This window comes from Ruminococcus sp. 1001136sp1, from assembly GCF_039841815.1.
Taxonomy (GTDB): domain Bacteria; phylum Bacillota; class Clostridia; order Lachnospirales; family Lachnospiraceae; genus Blautia_A; species Blautia_A faecis.
This window is the reverse complement of sequence record NZ_JBDPGY010000009.1, coordinates 165,366-186,121: the sequence shown is the minus strand read 5'-3', so window position 1 is coordinate 186,121 and position 20,756 is coordinate 165,366. Positions and strand designations below refer to the sequence as shown.

At 44.7% G+C, this 20,756-nt stretch carries 15 protein-coding genes; all 15 read right to left on the bottom strand.

Annotated elements, in window-relative coordinates; all coding sequences use genetic code 11:
* The coding region (locus tag ABHC48_RS10155) for a TRAP transporter large permease subunit (RefSeq protein ID WP_347505460.1) at window positions 1-2,604 on the bottom strand (2,604 nt) is incomplete at its 3' end.
* Window positions 2,605-3,102, bottom strand: coding sequence for a TRAP transporter small permease (locus tag ABHC48_RS10150; RefSeq protein WP_118583920.1), 498 nt, complete (start codon window positions 3,100-3,102; stop codon window positions 2,605-2,607).
* Between the two features lie 1,317 nt (window positions 3,103-4,419).
* Entirely contained in the window at window positions 4,420-6,243 is a 1,824-nt protein-coding gene (locus ABHC48_RS10145) for an ABC transporter ATP-binding protein (RefSeq protein ID WP_195700002.1), read from the bottom strand.
* Window positions 6,234-8,207: an ABC transporter ATP-binding protein gene (locus tag ABHC48_RS10140; protein ID WP_243284559.1), complete on the bottom strand. Its 1,974-nt coding sequence runs from the start codon at window positions 8,205-8,207 to the stop codon at window positions 6,234-6,236. The genes ABHC48_RS10145 and ABHC48_RS10140 overlap by 10 nt, the downstream gene beginning before the upstream one ends.
* Window positions 8,208-8,250: 43 nt before the next feature.
* The gene (locus ABHC48_RS10135; protein WP_195700001.1) at window positions 8,251-9,957 is read right to left on the bottom strand and encodes a hypothetical protein; all 1,707 of its coding nucleotides are present in this window, start codon (window positions 9,955-9,957) and stop codon (window positions 8,251-8,253) included.
* Window positions 9,950-12,238: a CDP-glycerol glycerophosphotransferase family protein gene (locus ABHC48_RS10130; protein ID WP_195700000.1), complete on the bottom strand. Its 2,289-nt coding sequence runs from the start codon at window positions 12,236-12,238 to the stop codon at window positions 9,950-9,952. The genes ABHC48_RS10135 and ABHC48_RS10130 overlap by 8 nt, the downstream gene beginning before the upstream one ends.
* A 1-nt stretch (window position 12,239) precedes the next feature.
* On the bottom strand, window positions 12,240-13,442 hold the full coding sequence (locus tag ABHC48_RS10125; protein WP_195699999.1) for a glycosyltransferase: 1,203 nt from the start codon (window positions 13,440-13,442) through the stop codon (window positions 12,240-12,242).
* Window positions 13,443-13,525: 83 nt separating this feature from the next.
* Window positions 13,526-14,791, bottom strand: coding sequence for a CDP-glycerol glycerophosphotransferase family protein (locus tag ABHC48_RS10120; RefSeq protein ID WP_195699998.1), 1,266 nt, complete (start codon window positions 14,789-14,791; stop codon window positions 13,526-13,528).
* 68 nt (window positions 14,792-14,859) lie between these two features.
* Complete coding sequence (locus ABHC48_RS10115) at window positions 14,860-15,276, bottom strand: adenylyltransferase/cytidyltransferase family protein (RefSeq protein ID WP_118579597.1); 417 nt, start codon at window positions 15,274-15,276, stop codon at window positions 14,860-14,862.
* Window positions 15,277-15,433: 157 nt separating this feature from the next.
* Window positions 15,434-16,708 (bottom strand): CDP-glycerol glycerophosphotransferase family protein, encoded by a 1,275-nt coding sequence (locus ABHC48_RS10110; RefSeq protein WP_187566082.1) that lies wholly within the window; start codon window positions 16,706-16,708, stop codon window positions 15,434-15,436.
* Window positions 16,709-16,785: 77 nt separating this feature from the next.
* Window positions 16,786-17,778 carry a Stealth CR1 domain-containing protein gene (locus tag ABHC48_RS10105; protein ID WP_195699997.1) on the bottom strand — a complete coding sequence of 331 codons (993 nt, stop codon included), beginning with the start codon at window positions 17,776-17,778 and terminating at the stop codon, window positions 16,786-16,788.
* Window positions 17,735-17,965: a DUF6783 domain-containing protein gene (locus ABHC48_RS10100; RefSeq protein ID WP_334285699.1), complete on the bottom strand. Its 231-nt coding sequence runs from the start codon at window positions 17,963-17,965 to the stop codon at window positions 17,735-17,737. The genes ABHC48_RS10105 and ABHC48_RS10100 overlap by 44 nt, the downstream gene beginning before the upstream one ends.
* Before the next feature lie 27 nt (window positions 17,966-17,992).
* Window positions 17,993-19,093: a glycosyltransferase family 1 protein gene (locus tag ABHC48_RS10095; RefSeq protein WP_195699996.1), complete on the bottom strand. Its 1,101-nt coding sequence runs from the start codon at window positions 19,091-19,093 to the stop codon at window positions 17,993-17,995.
* Window positions 19,094-19,834, bottom strand: a complete 741-nt coding sequence (locus ABHC48_RS10090) for an ABC transporter ATP-binding protein (RefSeq protein WP_118579582.1) — start codon at window positions 19,832-19,834, stop codon at window positions 19,094-19,096. It lies immediately after the preceding gene.
* An 87-nt stretch (window positions 19,835-19,921) separates the two neighbouring features.
* Window positions 19,922-20,698, bottom strand: a complete 777-nt coding sequence (locus ABHC48_RS10085) for an ABC transporter permease (RefSeq protein ID WP_118579579.1) — start codon at window positions 20,696-20,698, stop codon at window positions 19,922-19,924.
* Window positions 20,699-20,756 lie beyond the last annotated feature (58 nt).

Genomic DNA, 20,756 nt, shown 5'->3' with positions numbered 1-20,756 from the left:
AGAATAAATCAGGTTGGAATGCATGGAAATCTGTACCGGGTCTCCGTTCATCAGTGCCTGGATTCCCTCGGACTGGTTTCCGTTTGTCAGCTGGTCTGCTGCATATATGTTTACTTTTACTTTTCCTCCTGTAGCTTTTTCCATCAGCTCGCCGAACTTGCGGCCGCCATCAGCCCAGGTAGAAGTCTCAGTTGTGGAGCATGCAAAATTCCAGGTAGTCTCCTCCCAGCCAAGGTCACTGTAATCGCCAATTCCGGTAAATGCCTCTACCAGCTCTTCTGCATCCTCGTATCCCTGGGATTTCAATTCCTCAATGAACCACTCATCTACACCGTCAACAGCTTCCTTAAAGGACTCAATGTTCATATCCTCTTTTGCAGTGAAGGTAACGCCGTTTTTGTCTTTCCAGCGGTTCATGATCTCTTCATCACCGGAGCGGTTGATGTAACGTTCGTACTCTACGGCTTTCTGTCCTGCCTCGTCTACAACAGCCTGCTGTTCCGGTGTAAGACCATCATAAATCTCCTGGTTGATACAGAAGAACAGGCAGTCATAGATGGCATCCCACATGGAGCAGTATGGCTGAACCTCCTGTACACTGGCTGCGTCAATTGCAGGAAGCGGGTTCTCCTGACCCTCAACTGTGTTCTGCTGAAGGGCTGTGTAAGTCTCAGACCAGTTCAGGTTGGTTGCATCTGCGCCCCATCTCTTATAGCATTCCATAAGAAGGTTGGAACCGGCAACACGGATTTTCAGGTTTTTCATATCATCCACAGATTTTACTTCGCGGACACTGTTGGTCAGTTCACGGAAACCGTTCTCTGCAATACCCATGCAATGGAGTCCGTACTCACCAAGAATTTCTTTTAATTTCTCACCAGCCTCACCGTCAAACTTAGCATCTGCATCTTCTACAGAGTCATAAATAAACGGCAGGGAAACTACGTTAAATCTTGGGTCAAATGCAGAATAGATCAGGTTGGAATGCATGGAAATCTGTACCGGGTCTCCGTTCATCAGTGCCTGGATTCCCTCGGACTGGTTTCCGTTTGTCAGCTGGTCTGCTGCATATATGTTTACTTTTACTTTTCCTCCTGTGGCCTTTTCCATCAGCTCGCCAAACTTGCGGCCGCCGTCCGCCCAGGTAGAAGTCTCAGTTGTAGAGCATGCAAAATTCCAGGTGGTTTCCTCCCAGCCAAGATCACTGTAATCTGCGATCTCATTGAAGGAATAATCCCCGTCTCCGGCTGCAGAAGCTGCGGATGAGCCGCTGTCACCAGAGGAAGAATCTCCGGAATATGCACCATTTTTAGCAAGTGCTCTCGGAAGAGCCGTTGAAGTTACCGGAATATAGGTAACCACAAGAAGCACGGCCACACAGGCTGCCAGCATGGGCATAACTGCTTTTGAAATTTCCTGAAGGGTAACCTCCATGCCTTTTTTGATCTTGATTCCGATTGCCACAAACAGGTTGACACCAACCGGCGGAGTTACCTGTCCAATTGCAAGGTTTACAGTTGCCATCACACCAAATGCAACCACATCATAGCCAAGTGCTTTGCATACCGGAAGCATAACCGGAATAAAAATGTACATAGCAGAGTTTGCATCGATGAAGCAGCCTGCAATCAGGAAAATAATGTTTACGATCAGAAGGAAGGTAAACTGGTTATGTGCAATGCTTCCAAGAAGCGCTGAAGCTGCGTCTGCGATACCGAATTTGGTACATACATAGGAAAACAGGGAAGCACTTGCTACGATCAGCATGATTCCACCAGTTGTTTTCGCAGAATCCACGCAAATGTCAAACAGGTCTTTTAATTTAACCTCACGATAAATCACCATACCTACAAACAGACCGTATACAACAGATACAGCCGCTGCCTCAGTAGGAGTAAAAATACCGCCATAAATACCACCCAGAATAATAACCGGCATTAAGAATCCCCAGAAAGCATCCTTAAATGCATCCCAGCGCTCTTTTGCAGTCGCTTTCTTCTGGGCTGGCTGAATGCCTTTTTTTCTGGCTTCCACCATAACCACGATCACAAGGGCAACGCCCATCAGAATTCCAGGTACGATTCCTGCCATGAACATATCTGCAATAGATACGCCTGTGATAGAAGCATATACAACAAATGCAATACTTGGCGGGATGACAATGGCGATGGAGCTTGATGTTGCCATCAGGGCTGTGGAAAACGGTGCGCTGAAGCCTCCCCACTCTACCATTGCCGGAATCAGAACTGCTCCAAGTGCTGCTACAGTTGCAGGTCCGGATCCGGAAATTGCGCCGAAGAAGCAGGCTACAATAACGCATACAATGGCGATGCCGCCTCTTTTATGTCCCACGCAGGTATCTACGAATCTGACAAGTCTTTTGGAAATTCCGGCTTTTGCCATGATATTTCCGGAAAGTACGAAAAACGGGATAGCCAGAAGGAGAAATTTACTGATTCCGGCATACATATTGGTTGCAACGATGGTAAGGGAGGTTCCGGAGTACAGGATTGCACAGACGGAGGACAGTCCCAGACAGATTGCAATGGGAACTCCCATGATCAGGAAAACAAAAAATGAAATAAAAAGAACTGCACTTATCATTTATTTATCCTCCTTTTTCAGATTGCCTGTACAATAGTCAAGACAGTATTCAATAAAATGTAAGATCATACATCCGGATCCGATTGGCACGAAGGACCAGAATATCCACTCCGGCCAGTTCAGAACGAAGGTACGTTTTCCGTTTTCCAGCTGTGTGATTACTTTTTCCATACCGAACCAGAATAAGATTGCGGTAAAAATAATGCACAGAACAGTGGTAAGGATAACAGATGGTTTTTTCAGTTTCTCAGGGAGACGGTCTGTAACCAGTGACAGGTTAACCAGTTCTCCTTCGCGGCATGCAAGTGCTGCAGCCATTAAGGTAATCAGTACAAAGACTGCGACCACAAGTTCCTCGGTAAAGGACCAGGAACGATGGATCACTTTTCGGGAAAAAACATTTCCCACGGTCAGAACCAGTATCAGCAGGGTAGACACTACCAGAATACAATTTTCTACTGCTGCTACTGCATTCATGATTTTTTTGAAGACTTTCATGATCTCTCCTCCTCTTAATTTACTTGTCAGGTTTTCGTCTTTCGTAAAATGGAACTATCTGTTATGCAGCCGCAGTACGATCCTGCCCGGCAGAGCTTTTGTGTAACAGGAAGTTCCAACGGAATTTCCTGTTACACAAAAAAAATCCGCCCCTGAACTAGGGACGGACCATATTAGACCGCAACCACCCTGTTTCCCCTTTGAAACAAGTACGAAAAGACAACGTACCGACATACGCGATTCCGATAACGGGGAACAACCGTGGAAACCTACTTGATGCAGTTCTTCACTTCGTATCTGGTTCCTGTTTGAAAAAACGGATACTTATGAAGCGTTCGGCTTCCCTTCTCGGGGATGATCTTCAAAACAGACCTGACGCTGCTTTCCACCGACACAGCTCTCTGTAGACAAGGTGCTTCTGTTTCTACTTCTTCCCTTCAAGGAATTTAATCCTTTTTTAATTTAGTTGTTTAACGAACTGAAGTAATTTTACTACCAAAATATTAGGAAGTCAAGTGTAATTATGCAAGTTGCTATTTAATGTGTTGAAAGTTGTTCAAGGCGGACGCATTCGGACAATGGTGATTGCTCACTCGCCGGCGCAACGCTCCAGCGAACTAACTGCTAACTGCGACTAAATCGTTCAGGAGAGCCTTCACGATTAAGTCTCCGTAAGCAGTGGATTTCGCCTACGCTAAAACCGCGCCTGAAATGGCTCGCTAGAGCAATCACCATTGCCCGAATACTGTGTACTGGCTGGGACTTATTTGTACATAGGAACTTTCAACAGGTGGGGGAGGGTGAGTGATTGGCTTCCCTATACTGTATCGGAAACGAAAATTTATGGGAAATTTGCCGGAAATTAGCGACTTTTACAATTTCTATGAAGTATTTACACATTTTAAGGACTGTTTTGCAAGTAAAAAACTTGACATATTATTTTATGCGCCTTCGATATCCCATTTAGATGCTTGATACTTCGTAGCTTTATTGTTTTTACCTGATCTATCATTGCCAAAAAAAGTATCGGGAAACCAATCACTCCCCCTCCCCTCTTCATTAAAAGTTCTTATCAACCAGCAAGTCTCAGCCAGTACACAGCATTTGGGCAATGTGTATTACTCCAGCGAGCCATTTCAGGCGCGCTCTTAGCGTAAGCGAAATCCAGCGCTTACGGAGACTTATGCGTGAGGGCTCTCCCGAACGCATTAGTCGCAGTTAGCGATTAGTTCGCTGCAGCGTTGCGCCGGCGAGTGAGTAATACACATTGTCCAAATGCGTCCGCATTGAAGAACTTTTAATCAACTAAATAGCAACTTAGCTAAGTACCTTTCTGGACTCCTCATCCGCAAATTGCTGCCGTACCAACTGGTAATAGTAGCCTTTCTTCGCCAACAGTTCCTTGTGTTTTCCCTGCTCTACGATCTTACCGTCACGGACTACCAGAATCAGGTCGGCATTACGGATTGTAGATAATCTGTGAGCGATCAGGAAGGAAGTGCGGCCTTTCAATAGTTTGTCTGTGGCCTGCTGGATCAGCTGCTCGGTTTTGGTGTCGATAGAGGAAGTTGCTTCGTCCAGAACGAAAATGGCGGGATCTGCCAGCACTGCGCGGGCAAAGGAAAGAAGCTGCTTTTCTCCGGTGGAGAGACGGTCGCCGCCTTCACCTACGTCACTGTCATAACCTTTGTCAAGCTTTTCGGCTACCTCATCGGCATGAACTGCCTTCGCAGCAGCCTTTACTTCTTCATCAGTGGCATCCAGTCTTCCATAACGGATATTCTCCATCACAGTCCCGGAGAACAGATGGGGATTCTGAAGCACATACCCGATGTTGCTGTGCAGCCACAACTGACTTCGCTCACGGTAATCTCTGTCGTCGATGAGGATTCTTCCCTTAGTGGGCTCAAAGAAACGGCAGGCCAGGTTCACCAGCGTACTTTTTCCTGCACCGGTCTCTCCGACGATTGCCACATTGGTACCAGCCGGAATTTTCAGGTTGAAGTTGCTGAGCACCTCTTCTTTTCCATCGGGATACTGGAATGAAACGTTTTCAAACTCAATGTCGCCTTTAATGGGTTCCCAGTTCTCCTTGTGGGGATCAAAGAAATCTCCATACTTTTCCAGAACCTCTGGGGAGTCTATCACCTGGGGCTTCTCTTCCAGAAGGGAGGTCACCCGCTCAATATTTGCCTGAGCAGAAATGCACTGGGACAAAATTCCTGCAAGCCTCTGAATTGGTTCAAAAATTCCAACTGCATATGCAGTAAATGCAGCAAGTGTTCCTATGTCCATACTTCCATTCAGAACCATAATGCCGCCACGCTCCAGTACAAGGGCAGTTGCCAGAGCTCCAAAGAAAACTACCAGCGGAATATAAATTGCATTTAATCTGGCAGCCTTGATAGACGCACTTCTCATCTCCTCAGTGACAGAGGCAAACTCCCGGAAGTTTTTCTCCTCCACAACCAGGGATTTCACAGTTTTCGCGCCCATAATTCCTTCGTTGTAGCCACTTGTGATCTTGGAATTGATTTTTCTCACCTGACGGTTCCATGTGAGGATCTTATTCTGGAAATACCAGGTAAGGACTGCAATAGCTGGAACGATCAGCATGATCACCAGAGCCAGTTTCCAGTTCAGAAACAGCATTGCAACAAACACACCCACTACATAAAAGATAGCCCACAGCATATCGATCACATCCCAGGCGATCAACTCTGTGATCCTGGCTACGTCGTTCATTACCCTGGACAGGATATATCCAACCGGAGTTGCATTGTAGTAGGAAAAAGACAGCTTCTGAAGATGAACAAACAATGCCCGTTTCATATCACGGCCTGTTTCCACATCAAGTGTCATGCAGCCTCTGGTGAAACAGATGACGGACCACATCTGAAAGACGATCACTGCAATATACAGCGCAATAAATCCTCCAAGTCCTGCCAGAGTATTTTTCTCGATAAAGGAATCAATGGCCTGTCGCTGAAATAACGGCATGATAATATCCACTACGGAGCAGAGAATATTCATCACAATTACCATAATCAGCACATTTTTCCGAGGTGCAAGGAAAGGGAAAACTTTTTTCCAGATGGAAATGTCAATGGACTTTGTATATTCTTTTTCTTCTATTCGCATGCTGCACCTCCTTCCATGAGACGGATGTCACTGTTCATCTGGATCTCATAAATGTCTTTGTATGGTCCCTCCTGGTGGATCAGTTCCTCATGGGTACCCATCTGCTGGATTACTCCCTTGTCCATCACAATAATACAGTCAGCCTGCATAAGAGATGTGATCCGGTGGGAAATCATAATAACCGTTGCTTTCTCCATCTCTTTTTTCAGTTCTTTGCGGATTTTGTTGTCTGTCTCCGTATCTACTGCGGATAGGGAATCGTCAAATACCAGGATCGGAGCTTCTTTCATCAGCATTCTGGCAATTGCAACACGCTGCTTCTGTCCACCGGACAAAGTGACGCCACGCTCACCTACGATGGTGTCATATCCGTCTGTAAAATGGAGAATTGACTCATCTACACAGGCAATCTCCGCTGCATGGCGGATTTCTTCATCCAGAAGCTTCTCCTTTGTGATGCCAATATTCTCACGGATGGTTCTGGAGAAAAGGAACGGTTCCTGGAGTACCATGCCGATATTCTGGCGCAGGTACTGACGGTCAATGTCACGAATGTCTGTACCGCCAATGGTAATACTGCCGCAGTCTTCCGGCAGATCATATAAACGGTTCAGTAAATGGACCAGAGTTGATTTTCCACTTCCAGTTGTGCCAAGGATTGCAAAGGTGCTTCCGGATGGGATTGTGAAATTGATATTTTTCAGAACCGGGTGGTCTGGAGAATAACCGAAAGATACATCGCGGAAGCAGATATCGCCATCCATGGCAGGTTTCATTCCACTGACAGGTCCCAAAGTCTGCTTTTCTCCACAGCCTTTATTTTCGGAATCCTCACTCGTTTGCTCTGCTGTCCGCGCAGGAATCTTATAAGCCAGAGTTGCCTCACTCTGTCCTGCCTTCTTCTTTTTCGCAATATTCTCTGCATTTTCATTTCTGTCTGTAGACTTAGCTTCACACTTTACAGCAGCATCTTCTTCCTCAGCCTCCAGAATATAAGCCACACGTTCCATGGAAACCCCAGCCTTACTCATATCTGAAATAATCCTTCCCAGGCTTCGCACCGGCCAGGTCAGGGACGCATTATAGGAAATAAATGCCATAAACTCGCCCAATGTGATCTGTCCATTCACGGCAAAAACAACACCAGTCACCATAACCACCAGCACCTGCAGGTTGGTGATCAAATCTCCCGATGCCCAGTAAACGCTCATCAGTTTTCCAAGATATACCCATAAATTGGAGTAGGCATTATTTTTCTCATCAAACCGATCGATCTCATACTTTTCTCTACCAAAAGCACGCACTACACGAACTCCAGTCAGATTCTCCTGCACGGTACTGGAAAGTGCCCCCTCCGCCTCATCAGCATCCTGAAAACGTTTCCCGATCCTGGAATAGAAATAGCAGGAATAACCGATGATCACCGGGAAAAAAGCTGCCGCAGCCAGTGTGATCTGCACATTCATGGAAAACATGATTCCCAGATACAGTACGATCAGGAAACAGATTCGAAACACCTCCGGCAGCTGCCTGCACACAAAGTTACGGATCACTTCCACGTCAGAGGTACATCTCTGAATGATCTCCCCGGTCTGGTGCTTTACATGCCAGGAAAAAGGCAGATACTGGGTGTGGTGATACAAGGTGTCACGGATGGATTTCAGGAAATTCTCTGAGCCTTTTGCCAGGCACATTTTACTTAAGTAATTAAAAACTCCCGAAAGAACTGCCGAAGCAGCTACCAGAAGTGCTGCCAGAAGCAGTGTCTGCCGCACATTCAGACCATCCGGAATTCCATCCAGCACCAGAATATGGTCTGCTGTGTATTTCACGATCTGTGGGATCAACGCATTACATGCTGTAAACAACACCGAAAATAATAGCGTTCCCACAAAAAACCGGATATTTCCTTTCAGGAAACGGAAAATGATCCGGAATTTCCCGGTTTTATTCTTCGTATTCATACTTTCCCCCCATTTTATAGAAAAAGGACACTCCCTGAACGAATCAAGGAATGTCCTCCTTCACTCCAAAAGTTTTACATATTCTTTCCAATGCATCATATTCCAAGGCCTGGTTTCCTACATAACTCTCAAAGGCTCCAAAAAATTCCCAGGCTGCAGGCTGCAGATACAGTTCTTTTTTCACATATCCATCCAGGATCACTGCTTCTGGCAAAAAGCTTTTATAGGCGGCGCTCTGTGCCCCCAGCACATAAATCCTGTGCTCCTTCGACAGCTGCTCCAAAGCTTTTTTCTGCTCTGCAGTTGGTGCAAGCTCACCATTTACCAGAATACTTCCCGGAACCGGCTTTTGTACCAGCTTCATGGAAATACGCTCTCCCTGCAGGTTCCATTTCCCACACACAAGGTAAGTCTCACCATTGTAGGAAACCGTTTCCACCTGGTTCTCCTCTGGTCTGGCTGCAGCAAATACCGGAAGGCGCATTATCCGAAGGCGGTTTTCCTTTCCGTAGTCTCCCAGCTGCTGGCAATCTGCCGGAGCATATATCCGGTCAAATACAGTAAGGGCTTTTCGCCATCTTGCCGGATATTTTTCATGGATGTAAGGCAGAAAATCAAGATCCACCAGAACTTTCATTTTCGCCGGTGCCTCTGCTGCCAGATAATATGGCAGATACCCTATACTTCCAGCCATGATCACCACATCCCAGGAACTGCTGCCGAACAGCCTGTCCCACTCTCTTTTGGCAAGCATTCGCATATATCTTCGTATTTCCGGATTTTCCAGATAAAGAGCCGGATTTTTCTCAATCATACGGTAATTCAGGAAATCTTCCTCACTCAAAGTCATCCTTCCTGCGCCCATCACTTTTGGAAGCTCTTTTTCAAAGGCGAGAAATTCTTTCACATCTCCCCTGCTTCCAAGCCAGCCACTATAAATAACCGTATCATATTTTTCCCTGTCCATACTGTCTGCAAGCTTTCGGACAACAAGCTTAGCCTCCCGCTCGGCTTTCCAGCTGCTAAGGATCAGGACTTTCTTCCTTTCCTCCTGATTTCGAAGGGAGAAAAACTCCATTCCAGGCACTGCATTCTGACTTCGGATACACTCCAGAAGACTGCCTCTGCCTTCTTTTAATCCTTCCTTTTTCTCTATGATCACATTTCCATCATAGACTTTTCCCAGGGTGCATTTTTCCAGCCATGCTTCCTTCGCTTTGCTCTTAGACGGAGCGTAGATATAATCTGTTTTCAGAAGCTCCCTTGCCGTAACTGAGAGAAACTCTGCTGTCTCCACAGACTTCCTATCATAAATTTCCAGCATGGGATTAAAATAAACCTGTGTTTCTTTTTTCACAAAAGAGCCTGGCAAAACCATATTACCGATAATGTAACCTGCCTGGGAAAGCGCCTCCAGATATTCACGACTTTCCTCTTTTACATAGTCCACACCTGTTTTTTTCACCAGATGAAAACCGCCTTTTATGCAGGCCGTAACACTCGCCTTCTCAGAGGAAACATAATTCTTCAGCGAATAGTCCAGCATTTCCAGAAGCAGGTCACTGCCAGGCTTTTTTTCATCTATAAGGAAGAAAAAATGGGAAGCATCCACCGGATTCCCGCATATCTCTGCGTAGGCATAGTTTTTGGAAAGTTCTTTCTTATTCTCATGAATGAATTTCAGAGCCTGACGTTTCACGCTCTCATAATCCTCCATATTATCTTTCAAAATCTTCTCTATCTCATTCATCTGAAGTCCTCTTACCTTCTATCAGCTCATCCAGCTTCTCACTCTGTTCCTGATTCCAGGACCTGGCCTGAAAGCTGTAAGGCATCTCTGTTGTGCAGTCTTCTGCTAGCAGCTTCATATTCATGGTTTTTGCAGCAAGGGTACCCAGGCTTTCTTCTTCCCCTTCCGGGCAGATAAAATAATCGCACAGATTCATAAATGCAAAGGGTTTCTCAAGCCATCCGGTAAGAATCACCCTTCCCTCCAGGTGAAGCTCTGAAACCATAGCTTTCAGCTTCTGATACCCTTTCCCTTTTCCGGTAATGTAAAGACAGGTATTTTTCTCCAGACGGCAAAAGGCTTTCAGAACGTTCTGGGCTTTCTGCTGGTACATACAGATATAATTGACTTTCTCTGTATCCGGTGCCGGAATGGCTTCCACGGTAATAACAGCTGGATTGTTTCCCTGGTATCTGGCAATAAAGTAGCTTTCTGTGGCAGATACGATTACCTGCTGGCCTGCCAGCTCCTTTGCAATCTGTTTTTCCCGGACAAAACGTGCATTGTATTGGAAAAACCGAACGCCATCCATCTCCTTTGCCACCACTGAAAACAGGCTCTTTTTCCCGGTAAGGTCAATTGCACAGTCGAATTTCGCCTCTCCAAACAGGCGCCTTGCCTCTCTCTTGTAAAAAGCATGTGGAATATCTTTTATTTTTCCCTTCAAAAACAGCTCATTCTGCGCGATTTCCTCCGCTTTTCCGTTAAAAGGCTGACCACGGTAAAGGATCCGAAGCCCGGCAGGAAGACCTATGATCTGTTCTTCTGCAAAATCGTCTCCACCACCGCACACAAGCAGGGTAACATCGTATTTCTGAAAATCCAGGTTCTCTGCAAGTCCAAGAAATGCTTCGGTGTCATCTCCCTCCGAAAAATCACCGGCATACATCAGAAGCTTTTTCTTTGGTGACTGCGCCTCATCCTGACAGGCTATACACCGGGAATCTTCTTTTCCGTGGAACACAATGTCTGCAAGGCGGCGGCAGACCTCTCCGTCATCTTGCGGACACGCCCAGGCTGCTTCCCTTTCGTAAACCTTCCGGTATGGCTCCATGGCTCTTTCGGCATCCTTCACATAATCTCCAAACTGCTCATAAGTTTCTGCAACAGGACCCGGCAGCTTATCAATTCCGAAGTATAAGCCTCTGTAATTTTTATATTCTGCAAGATCCGGGATAAAGAACAAAATGGGCTTTTTCGATACCAGATAGTCAAAATAAATACTGGAATAATCGGAAATCAGAACATCTGTAGCACGAAGAAGCTCATTGGTATCTACGGTTGCAGGAATATACTGGCCGGTTATCCCTACTGTGTCTTTAATGTGGTAGTATACAATCTGATGAGGCTTCACCAGCACCTGGTACTCCCTGGTATCCACATTCTCCTCGATAGTGCGGATCATCTTCTCATAGGCATCCAGGCTGGTATCAGGGCTGGAATACCTGCTGCCCTTCCAGGTAGGCGCATAAAGGATCAGCTTCTTCTTTGGATCTGCCTCCACGCCTGCCATCTGCAGCTTCTTAAATATGGCCTCCCGGTCTGTGTGAAAATAGCTGTCATTACGGGGCTGCCCGATTTCCAGGATTTTTCCGGGATAAAGATTTTTCATTTTGAACGCATTCTCATAAATCTCTGTCATAAAATGATTGGGCGCGATCAGATAGTCTGCTGCAAGGAAATTCCTTACTGTATTTCCTGCACTCACCTTGCCTGCCGGAATGTCAAATCCAATGGTTTTTAACGGGATTCCGTGCCAGGTATCCACAAAGATCTGCTCCTTGCGTTTGGTAAAATATCCGGGAAAGCTTACATTATTGATCAGATATTTGGCTGTAGCCAGATATTCCCTGTATTCTACAGACTGGAATTTAATAAATTTCACATTTGGATCATCCCTGTAAAGTCCCATCCATGGTTCATTATCCGAAAAATCGTCAATGACCCAGACATGGAGATACTCCTGAAATTCTGTCTGGGTCAGTAAATACTTGAAAATGGCATGAGGGCTGCAGGTCATGCCTCTGCCCCCAAATGCCTCGTATAGTATACATTTTTCCTTTATGGGACTGTCAAGAAAATCCACGTACTTCTCCCGAAGCTCCTCAGTAAGATTGTATTTTGCCTCATCCCTGGCTCTCTTTAAGGCAGCCTCAAAAGTGTCCTTCTCTTTACCGGAATTTCCATCCGGGCGGACCATCTTTTTCACCAGCTTCTTCAGGTTGTTCACAGTGATCTTCATGTCACTTCCCCCTCTTCTTTGCAACTACACGTTCAAAAAGTCCGTCCCATTCTTTCACAGCCTTGTCGATAGAGAAATCATCAGACTTGGCAATGGCATTCGCAGACATCCGGGCACGAAGCTCTTCATCATGTGCCAGTTTCAGCATAGCCTGGGCAAATTTGTGGGGATCAAACGCTTCAGGAAGGAAACCGGTCTTTCCGTCATCAATGATCAGATCCATGGCGCCCATATGATAAGCGATCACCGGAAGGCCAAACTCAAAGGCTTCCATAATCACCATAGGCCAGCCTTCCCATCTGGATGGAAGAAGGAAAACAGAAGAATTCAGATAATACTTCTCAGGCTCATTGGTATATCCTACAAAATGGACTCGCTTCTCCAGATGACGCTTCTTCGCGTCTGCCCTGATCTGGTCAAAAAGATCTCCGTCTCCGATGATATCAAGCTCCCACTCCGAATCCTCTTTGCAGAACTCTTCAAAGGATTCCATCATCAGATCCAGTCCTTTGGCATATACGAAACGGGTCGCCATGAGAAAACGTTTGGATTTCACATCGCACTTCTTTTCACTGACAAAGCTTCTGGGATTGATTTTTACTTCACAATCTATTCCAAGCTTCTCCATATAATCGCGCTTATCATAATCACTCAACACAATGTAGCGGTCCAGATTTGGCAGATACTGCTGAAGAAGGTTCTCCTGCTGCCAGAAAACGACAGGCTTCACATGAAGATATCCGTCATAGCAGTTATGCTGCCACCCGATGGTTGCGGCTTTCAGCCGGGGCGCGATCATGGCAAGTCTCAGGCTTAGGGATGCTGTGGTAAGGATCACGTCATAATCCTGGGAATTAAAATATTCCACCCATTTCTCTCTTGTTTTTTTGGGAAAAATTGCTTCTGCAAGAATGGAATTCAGGCTTTTTTTATTAAACAGACCAGATCTGTCATTGAGCTTCTTCACCAGATAGCGGGCGCAGAAAGCCGGGGTATGATGCTTATTCACGAACTGGCTGTTGTCAATGAAATCCACATTGATATCTTCACTTAAATGATACATGGTGCGGTCTTCACGAAAGCGGTCTTCATAAGTCATGATCGTCACTTCATGCTCTTTCACCAGCTCGTTGGCCAACAGGGAAACCACTCTCTTGGTTCCGCCCAGATCAAAGATTTTTGTTATCCAGATACATATTTTCATGTTATATACCACCCCTGCAGGGGCTTCCTCCTTTTGCGGGATAAATCCTGAAGCATGTAAAAAAGGCTTTCGTATTTTCTCTGTTATACCGTAATTTTGAAATAATCCAGAACACGTTTGCAGTAATTATCTGTTACATTATGAGTCTTTGCAAGAATTGCCTTACGCTGATTCTCATAGTCATCTTTTCCATTTTTGACATCCAGAACAAACTGTTCAAACTGCTGTACATTGTAAATATGTTCTCCTGGCATGTATTCCAGTGGATTTTCAAATACCCATCCTCTGGACTCCGTATAGGCATCATAGTCATCCAGAGTAAATCCAATAGGTCTGTTGAGAAGCAGATAATCAATTGCCACAGAGGAATAGTCAGAAATCAGGGCATCCGAACAGTTGATAAACTCATAAAGCTGCAAGCCATTGTCTTCCAGATCCTGATTTTCCAGGTAAACAATGTTTGTCAGCACATTTTCTCCGAAGTCATATGGAATCTGGAGATAATGCTTCTTAATTACCACAAGTACATGATTATCACGACAGAAATTATTAAAAGCAAGAAGCCGCTCCTTATCGTCCAGGATCGGGATATTAAATTCATTGTTCAGCGTTTCCTCATTCAGTCTCTCGCTGCTTGCATGACGGTAGGTAGGCATCCACAGGATCAGCTTGTCACTGTCAGCTGCTTTCAGAAGCTTTTCCTTATATGCTCTTGCGGCGTCGCTTCCCTTCATCATCTGATCGTAACGGGGATAGCCAAGTGCAAGAAGCTTCCTGGAACTGCAGCCAAAGAACTCTTTCTTCGTCTCAATAAACACATCTCCTGGCACCAGACAGTAGTCGAAAAATACCTTGCGGTTGTTCTTGTTCGCCTTGTAGCCGCAGCCATGCCAGAGATTTACAAAAGTCTGACCCTTTCTTGCCATTCCGATCCAATTAAACGCCTGGGTGTAGAAAATAAAGGCTGAGGTCAATGCATAGCGGTAAGCTGCTGCCCTGCGGATCGTCGTGTTCTTCTTGAAATTGCGAACAAACTTCACATTCTCCGCCTGGTATTTCTTATACTTCTCCGGCTCATGAACCAGCCAGACAAGCTCATATTTTTTATTATATCCATTTGCAACCATATAATCAAAAAGAGCCCGGCAATTGTCTGTAAAATCATCATTTGTCTCAAACAGGATTCTGTTTTTCACCATACGCGGGGGGAATTTGCGAAGTCTTCTCACTTTCCAGCGGTCATATAAAGCGTAAGTCACATAGCCTTTGAAAGTGGTGAACAAAGGTCCTGCGCCCTGCTCTTTCAAGATTTTTGAAAATTTCTTTAGAATTCTCTGTGCTCTTTCCATGGATTTTACCTTTCTTAATATATTACAATCCAGAGCCTGTTTGAAAAAAGGCTCTAAATCAGTCCGCATTAATACTCTTTCAGTTTCTCACGAAGCATTGTAGAAGAAGTATCTTTGGTGTAGGGAAGATAAACCAGCCTGGCTCCCAGGGCTTCCATCTCTTTCCCGGTGCGCTCCCAGCGCTCATTTCCCTTCCAGTCATCTCCGATATAAATTTCATCGAAACGGATCTTATCCCAGATTTCTTTTTTATCAAGGGTATTTGTGATGATCACCTCGTCCACATATTTAATAGACCGGACGATCTCTGCCCGCTCTTCCAATGGCACGATAGGTCTTTTATTCTTATAGCTTTCCACAAGCTCATCTGTATTTACGCCTACGATCAGATAATCACATCTTCTCTTGGCATTTTTGATCAGGTTCAGATGACCGATATGAAACATATCGTAAGTTCCCTGTGTGTATCCGATTACCTTTCCCATTTATCCCTCTCCTGTATCTGTTTTTTTCGAAAAAATAATCATAGCACATTGTTTTCTAAATAACTATACCACTCACTTGTCTGTGAATCCGATTGATATAATTATTTACGAAATGATGTACTAGAACCTTTTTGGATGGGTAACTTCTGCTTTTATTTTACTTTATATTCAAATACTCTGCAAGTGCCTCGCAGTAACCTGACTTCTTTGGCATAGTGTGCATTGCAGGCAATAATCTTCTTCTCTCTTCTTTAAAAGGATCCTCTCCCACTGCGATATGGGAAAAATAGTCCTTCAGATCCTCTAAATTGTAAATCTTCTCACCTGGCATATATGCTTCCGGATTTTCAAATACAAATCCTCTTGTATTTCGATAGCTTTCCAGGTCTGTGAGCACATAGCCCAGAGGTCGGTCAAGAAGCATATAGTCTACTGCAATGGAGGAATAATCCGAAATCAGTCCATCCATAAGTCCCACCAGTTCATACAGCTGAATGCCCGATTTCTGAAGCATTTCTTCTGTCACATAACGGATATTGGTATACGCACCTTCATCCAGGGACCAGCCAGACTGAAGGGGATGTTTTTTGATGATCAGAAATATTCCGCATTCCCTTAAATGAACATCCAGTGCTTTCAGCTCCGCCTCGCTCTCCAATGCAGGAAGCTGAAAGGGAAGTTCAATTTCATTCTCTGCGCTGATCAGCACCTCACTTTTTCGGAAAGTAGGCATCCAGATCACGGTTTTCATATCCTTATGGGAAAAAAGCTTCTCCAGCGCCTCCCCACGGCTGACAGATGGATGGAGCATCCAGTCATATCTTGGATAGCCAAGGGCAAGAATCTTCTCTTTCTCACAGTTCCAGTAACGGGATTTTGTTTCCACAAACACAGGTCCCGGCACCATGGCATGGTCAAAATGCATCATGCTTTTTCCTTCTGGCGGCTTGTTGTCTTTGGCTGCATCTTTATAGCCGCAGCCATGCCACATGTTCACTGTGGTCTGCCCTTTACAATGGTAAAAATTCAGGTAAGCTGTATTGTTTGTATAGAAAAAAAATCCTGCAACAGCACCATAATAATAAGAAAGGGGGCTGGACCAGCCATATTTATTCTCTGCCGTTACAAATTTAACATTCTTGCATTTCAGTTTCTTACATTTTTTCTTATCGGAAACCATCCAGATAATCTGATAGTTCTCATTTATTTTATTCTGAATCAGATATTCATAAAAGGCCCTGGGATTGTCTGTCATGTCCTGCATGGTACGGTTTTTCAGCACAATGCAGTTCTGACGGAGCTTCCCGTGATTCCCGAACCATTTTCCCACCATGGCAAGCTCCGCTTTTGAACAAAAGCGGCCCAGATAATAAAGAACACTTCCAGCCAGACCCTCTTCTTTTATTTTCCTTTTAAGGGAATCCTTTGTCATCTCTTACCCTCGTTTCTATAATTTGCCTGACAAAAATTACGATACACCAGAGCCTGTATGAAAAAGGCTTTCTGCAATTACATCTCAAAAGACGATTTCTCTGGAAAAATCACTTCAAAGCTTCTCTGAATTTCTTTCTTCTGCTTCTCAAAATCGCCCACATTCACATCATCATTAAGGCAGATCATCTTACACGCCTGTCTGCGAATGGTATGGTGAATCTGCTGATCATGTTTTCCTATGGTGTAAAATCTTCCAAGCTTCGGTGACTGGGGCGTGAATTTTCCTTCCATGTACTGCCAGTATTTCATCACGTACTGGTTCACATCGAATACTGTGCGGAAACGATTTTTACAAACCTCATCCAGAACAGCGCCTTCTTCGTCCCATACTTTCCAATAGGTTGCTTTCAAAAAAGGACTTGGAAGATGTGAATATTTAAAACTGGAAAATTCACGATAAGGCAGCATCAGCACATTGCGGAAGAGCATTGCTCCATAAGCCGGGCTAAACCATTTTTTTGCCTGCTTTTTGATCACTTCTTTTTTATTATAATGCATATTGACAAGAGCTGCATCATTCATAAGAATATTGGCAAAAGGATTGCGGATATTGTCCTGCACAAGGGCAGTCTCAATACAGCAGTCACAGGGGAGTCCGTTTTTGAAAAAATCTTCCTGTTTCACGGAATCAATGAGAAACATATCATCATTAAAAAAGACGAAATGCTCTGACAATCCTTTTATTCGGTGAAGATTCAGTTCTATAGAATTAATATTAAAGGTAGGAAGATAAGCAGGCGCCATAAAATCCTCATGCTTTACAATCTGAATCTTTTCATGCGCTGTGTTCAGCCACTTTGGAACATGTCCCCATGTAACAAAATATATTTTATTTACCCAGGGAGCAAATTTCTCCACACCGCGGAACCAGTACTGAAGATTGTCCCAGTCGCGGTATCTGCTCTCCCCTGCATCTGTTCCTCTGCCAGGCTGATATTCCCTGCGCTGTGCAAGCCAGTCAGGGTCACTGCCATCCACCCAGGTAAGCACAAAATCTATTTTTTCCATTTACGTTCTCCTGCTCTTTAAATGATTGCGGGCTAGAGCGTGTCTGAAAAAGGCTTTCTGCAAGATGTGCGTCACAATTTGTGGGAGGTTTCGCCCGGATGAGGGCGCCGTAGCGGGCTACGGCAACCGAATTCGGGTGAAATATACCGCAAAGTGGGGCGTGCAGATTGCGGGAATGATTTTTCAAACACGCTCTAGAGCCTTCTCAGTCAGCTTATCTGCCATACAGAAGCATCAGCTTCTGCCCTTCCTTATGGATGTCAAATCCTGCTTCTGCCAGCCTTCTGGCCGCTTCTTCTCTTTCGATTCTCCCGGCTTCCTTCATCTTAAACACAGCTTTGGCCCATTTCTCCGGGCTTTCTGCCAGAGAAATCATCGTCACATTTTCCCGGGAGAGTACTGCTTCTCCTGTGATCTGGTCTGAAATCACACAGGGCAGGCCATTGGCCTGAGCTTCCAGAAGAGTAAATGGAAGTCCTTCAAATAAAGAAGGAAACAGGAAAACATCCATGGCGCTTAAGTACCGCTCCACGTCCTGACATACTCCCGTAAATATGATTTTATCCAGGACACCCGCCTTCTTAGCCTGCTCCTGGATCTGTTCCTTTAATTCGCCGTCACCTATAAGGCAAAGCCTTGCAGCTGGCTCTTTTCGTTGGATTTCATGGAAAATACGAAGAATGGCCTCATGATTCTTCTGAATCTGAAACCTGCCTACATGCCCTACTACCAGGGCATCCCCAGAAATCCCCAGCTTTTCTCTGATTTTCCGCCTGTTTGACTCTGAAAAGCCATATTTATCTGTCTCAATTGCGTTTGCAACCAAAGTTACTTCGCCCCGTTCAAAAGCCTTATCTCCGAACAACCATCTGCCTGCTTTTTCGGAACAGGCAAACTTCTCATTCACATAATGCTTCATTCTGGGACGATTCACGCCATCCATCAGCTTACGCACAATTCCCGGTGCTGAAGCGTTATGGGAATGTGCGATCACCTTTCTCACTCCTGCCTGCTTCGCCAGGCGAAGTGGTACGATATTGGCTGCTGAAAGCATATTCACATGCACGACATCGTACTTCTCCCGGGAAAGGAGCTTCCGAAAGGCCTTTATATAGCCAAAGTAATCTTTTTTTACATTGGGGACATAGAAAACCCGTCCCCCAAGCTCCAGGATTTCTTTCTCATAAGCAATCGTTCCATACATGGATACAAAATCAAAGGATACTCCCTGTCTGGCCAGTTCCCTGAAATAATTCATTACAAATGCTTCCATACCGCCAGGATTATTTCCCAGCCCTACCTGCAGGATTTTCATTCAGCCACCTATCATTTTACTGTATTGCTCAGAGATCGGATCAATGTCGCCGTATGCGATCAGCTTGCCTTTTTCCAGAATCATGGCCTTATTGCAAAGGCGCTGTACCTGTTCCAGAGAATGGGATACAAAAAGGACGGTAACACCTGAGTCAAACATACTCATGATCTTCTTTTCACTTTTTTTACGGAACTTGGCGTCACCTACGGAAAGGACCTCGTCCAGGATCAGGATCTTCGGTTCTACTACTGTGGCAATGGAAAAGCCAAGTCTGGATTTCATACCGGAGGAATAATTTTTCACCGGAACATCCATGAATTTCTGAAGTTCAGAGAATTCTACAATCTCATCATATTTGCTGTCAATAAATTTCTTGGTATATCCAAGCATGGCACCATACAGGTAAATATTCTCTTTTCCTGTATACTGCGGGTCAAAACCAGCGCCAAGTTCCAGAAGGGGAACCATTTTCCCATGTTTGTCCACATGACCCTCTGTAGGCTTGAATACACCGGAAATCACCTTCAGAAGAGTACTTTTTCCAGCTCCATTAAGACCAAGGATACCTACACGGTCTCCCTTTTCCACGCTGAAGCTTACATTCTTCAGAGCCCAGAATTCATTGTACTGGATTTCTCTCTTGATGGTTTTAAATATATAATCTTTTAAACTGTCAACCTTCTCACGGCTCAGGTTGAACTTCATGCTTACGTTATCGACTTCAATGGCTGTCTTGCTCATATTTTCTCCTTAACATGTTCCTGTAAATGGTAGTTTAGAGCGTGTTTGAAAAATACTTTCTGCAGGGAATGATTTTTCAAACAGGTTCTAGATGTACAGAATAAAATTATCCTGTTTTTTCTTGAAGCATACAAGTCCGATGATGGTGATCACTACGCTGAATGCAGCTGCATAAATTACATATGGCGCATACATAGGCTCTCCGAAGATTGCAGATCGGAAAATCTGAATGGTACAGTACAGAGGATTGAACTTCAGGATCCATGCCCAGCCACTCTTCAGCAGCTTGCTTGGATAATAGAAGATGGCACATGTATACATGATCAGCATCAGGGCAACAGACCAGAGGTACTCAATATCTCTGAAAAATACACCGATAGTTGCAAGGAACATTCCACTTCCGTAGGAAAGGATCAGAATGATGATCAAGGCAACCGGTGCCTGAAGCAGATAAATAGTCGGTTTCACACCCAGGATCACGCCTACAATGGCAAGCACAACCAGGGAGATCAGAAAAATAATATAATTATAAATTACAGTTGAAAGTGGATACAGATATTTCGGTACATACACTTTCTTGATCATTGCTGCATTGGACCGGATGGATTTCAGCGCAGCTTTGGTTGCAGAGGAATAAAAGCTGTACAGAAGACGTCCGGAAAGAATGTATACAGGGAATGTTTTGTCCGTGTTTCCATACAGGGTTCCGAAGACAATGGTCAGTACCACCATGGAAAGCAGTGGTTCTAGCATGGACCACAAAATACCAAGGTAGGAACGACGATATTTCAGCTTGATTCCTTTTTTGACCAATTCACTTAACAGGAACTGATACTGTCTGAGATTATCTAAATATTTCTTCATATTCACTCCATTATATTTTGAAAAATTTGGCTTTCTGTTTTATCCAAAGCATTCGTAT

Excerpts from the sequence above, each read along its gene's own strand:
- ABHC48_RS10115 (WP_118579597.1), bottom strand. The coding sequence starts at position 15,276 with ATGGGAAAGGTAATCGGATACACACAGGGAACTTACGATATGTTTCAT.
- ABHC48_RS10095 (WP_195699996.1), bottom strand. The coding sequence starts at position 19,093 with ATGAAAATCCTGCAGGTAGGGCTGGGAAATAATCCTGGCGGTATGGAA.
- ABHC48_RS10135 (WP_195700001.1), bottom strand. The coding sequence starts at position 9,957 with ATGAATGAGATAGAGAAGATTTTGAAAGATAATATGGAGGATTATGAG.
- ABHC48_RS10110 (WP_187566082.1), bottom strand. The coding sequence starts at position 16,708 with ATGACAAAGGATTCCCTTAAAAGGAAAATAAAAGAAGAGGGTCTGGCT.
- ABHC48_RS10150 (WP_118583920.1), bottom strand. The coding sequence starts at position 3,102 with ATGAAAGTCTTCAAAAAAATCATGAATGCAGTAGCAGCAGTAGAAAAT.
- ABHC48_RS10105 (WP_195699997.1), bottom strand. The coding sequence starts at position 17,778 with ATGGAAAAAATAGATTTTGTGCTTACCTGGGTGGATGGCAGTGACCCT.
- ABHC48_RS10145 (WP_195700002.1), bottom strand. The coding sequence starts at position 6,243 with ATGCGAATAGAAGAAAAAGAATATACAAAGTCCATTGACATTTCCATC.
- ABHC48_RS10130 (WP_195700000.1), bottom strand. The coding sequence starts at position 12,238 with ATGAAGATCACTGTGAACAACCTGAAGAAGCTGGTGAAAAAGATGGTC.
- ABHC48_RS10125 (WP_195699999.1), bottom strand. The coding sequence starts at position 13,442 with ATGAAAATATGTATCTGGATAACAAAAATCTTTGATCTGGGCGGAACC.
- ABHC48_RS10140 (WP_243284559.1), bottom strand. The coding sequence starts at position 8,207 with ATGAATACGAAGAATAAAACCGGGAAATTCCGGATCATTTTCCGTTTC.
- ABHC48_RS10120 (WP_195699998.1), bottom strand. The coding sequence starts at position 14,791 with ATGGAAAGAGCACAGAGAATTCTAAAGAAATTTTCAAAAATCTTGAAA.
- ABHC48_RS10090 (WP_118579582.1), bottom strand. The coding sequence starts at position 19,834 with ATGAGCAAGACAGCCATTGAAGTCGATAACGTAAGCATGAAGTTCAAC.
- ABHC48_RS10085 (WP_118579579.1), bottom strand. The coding sequence starts at position 20,698 with ATGAAGAAATATTTAGATAATCTCAGACAGTATCAGTTCCTGTTAAGT.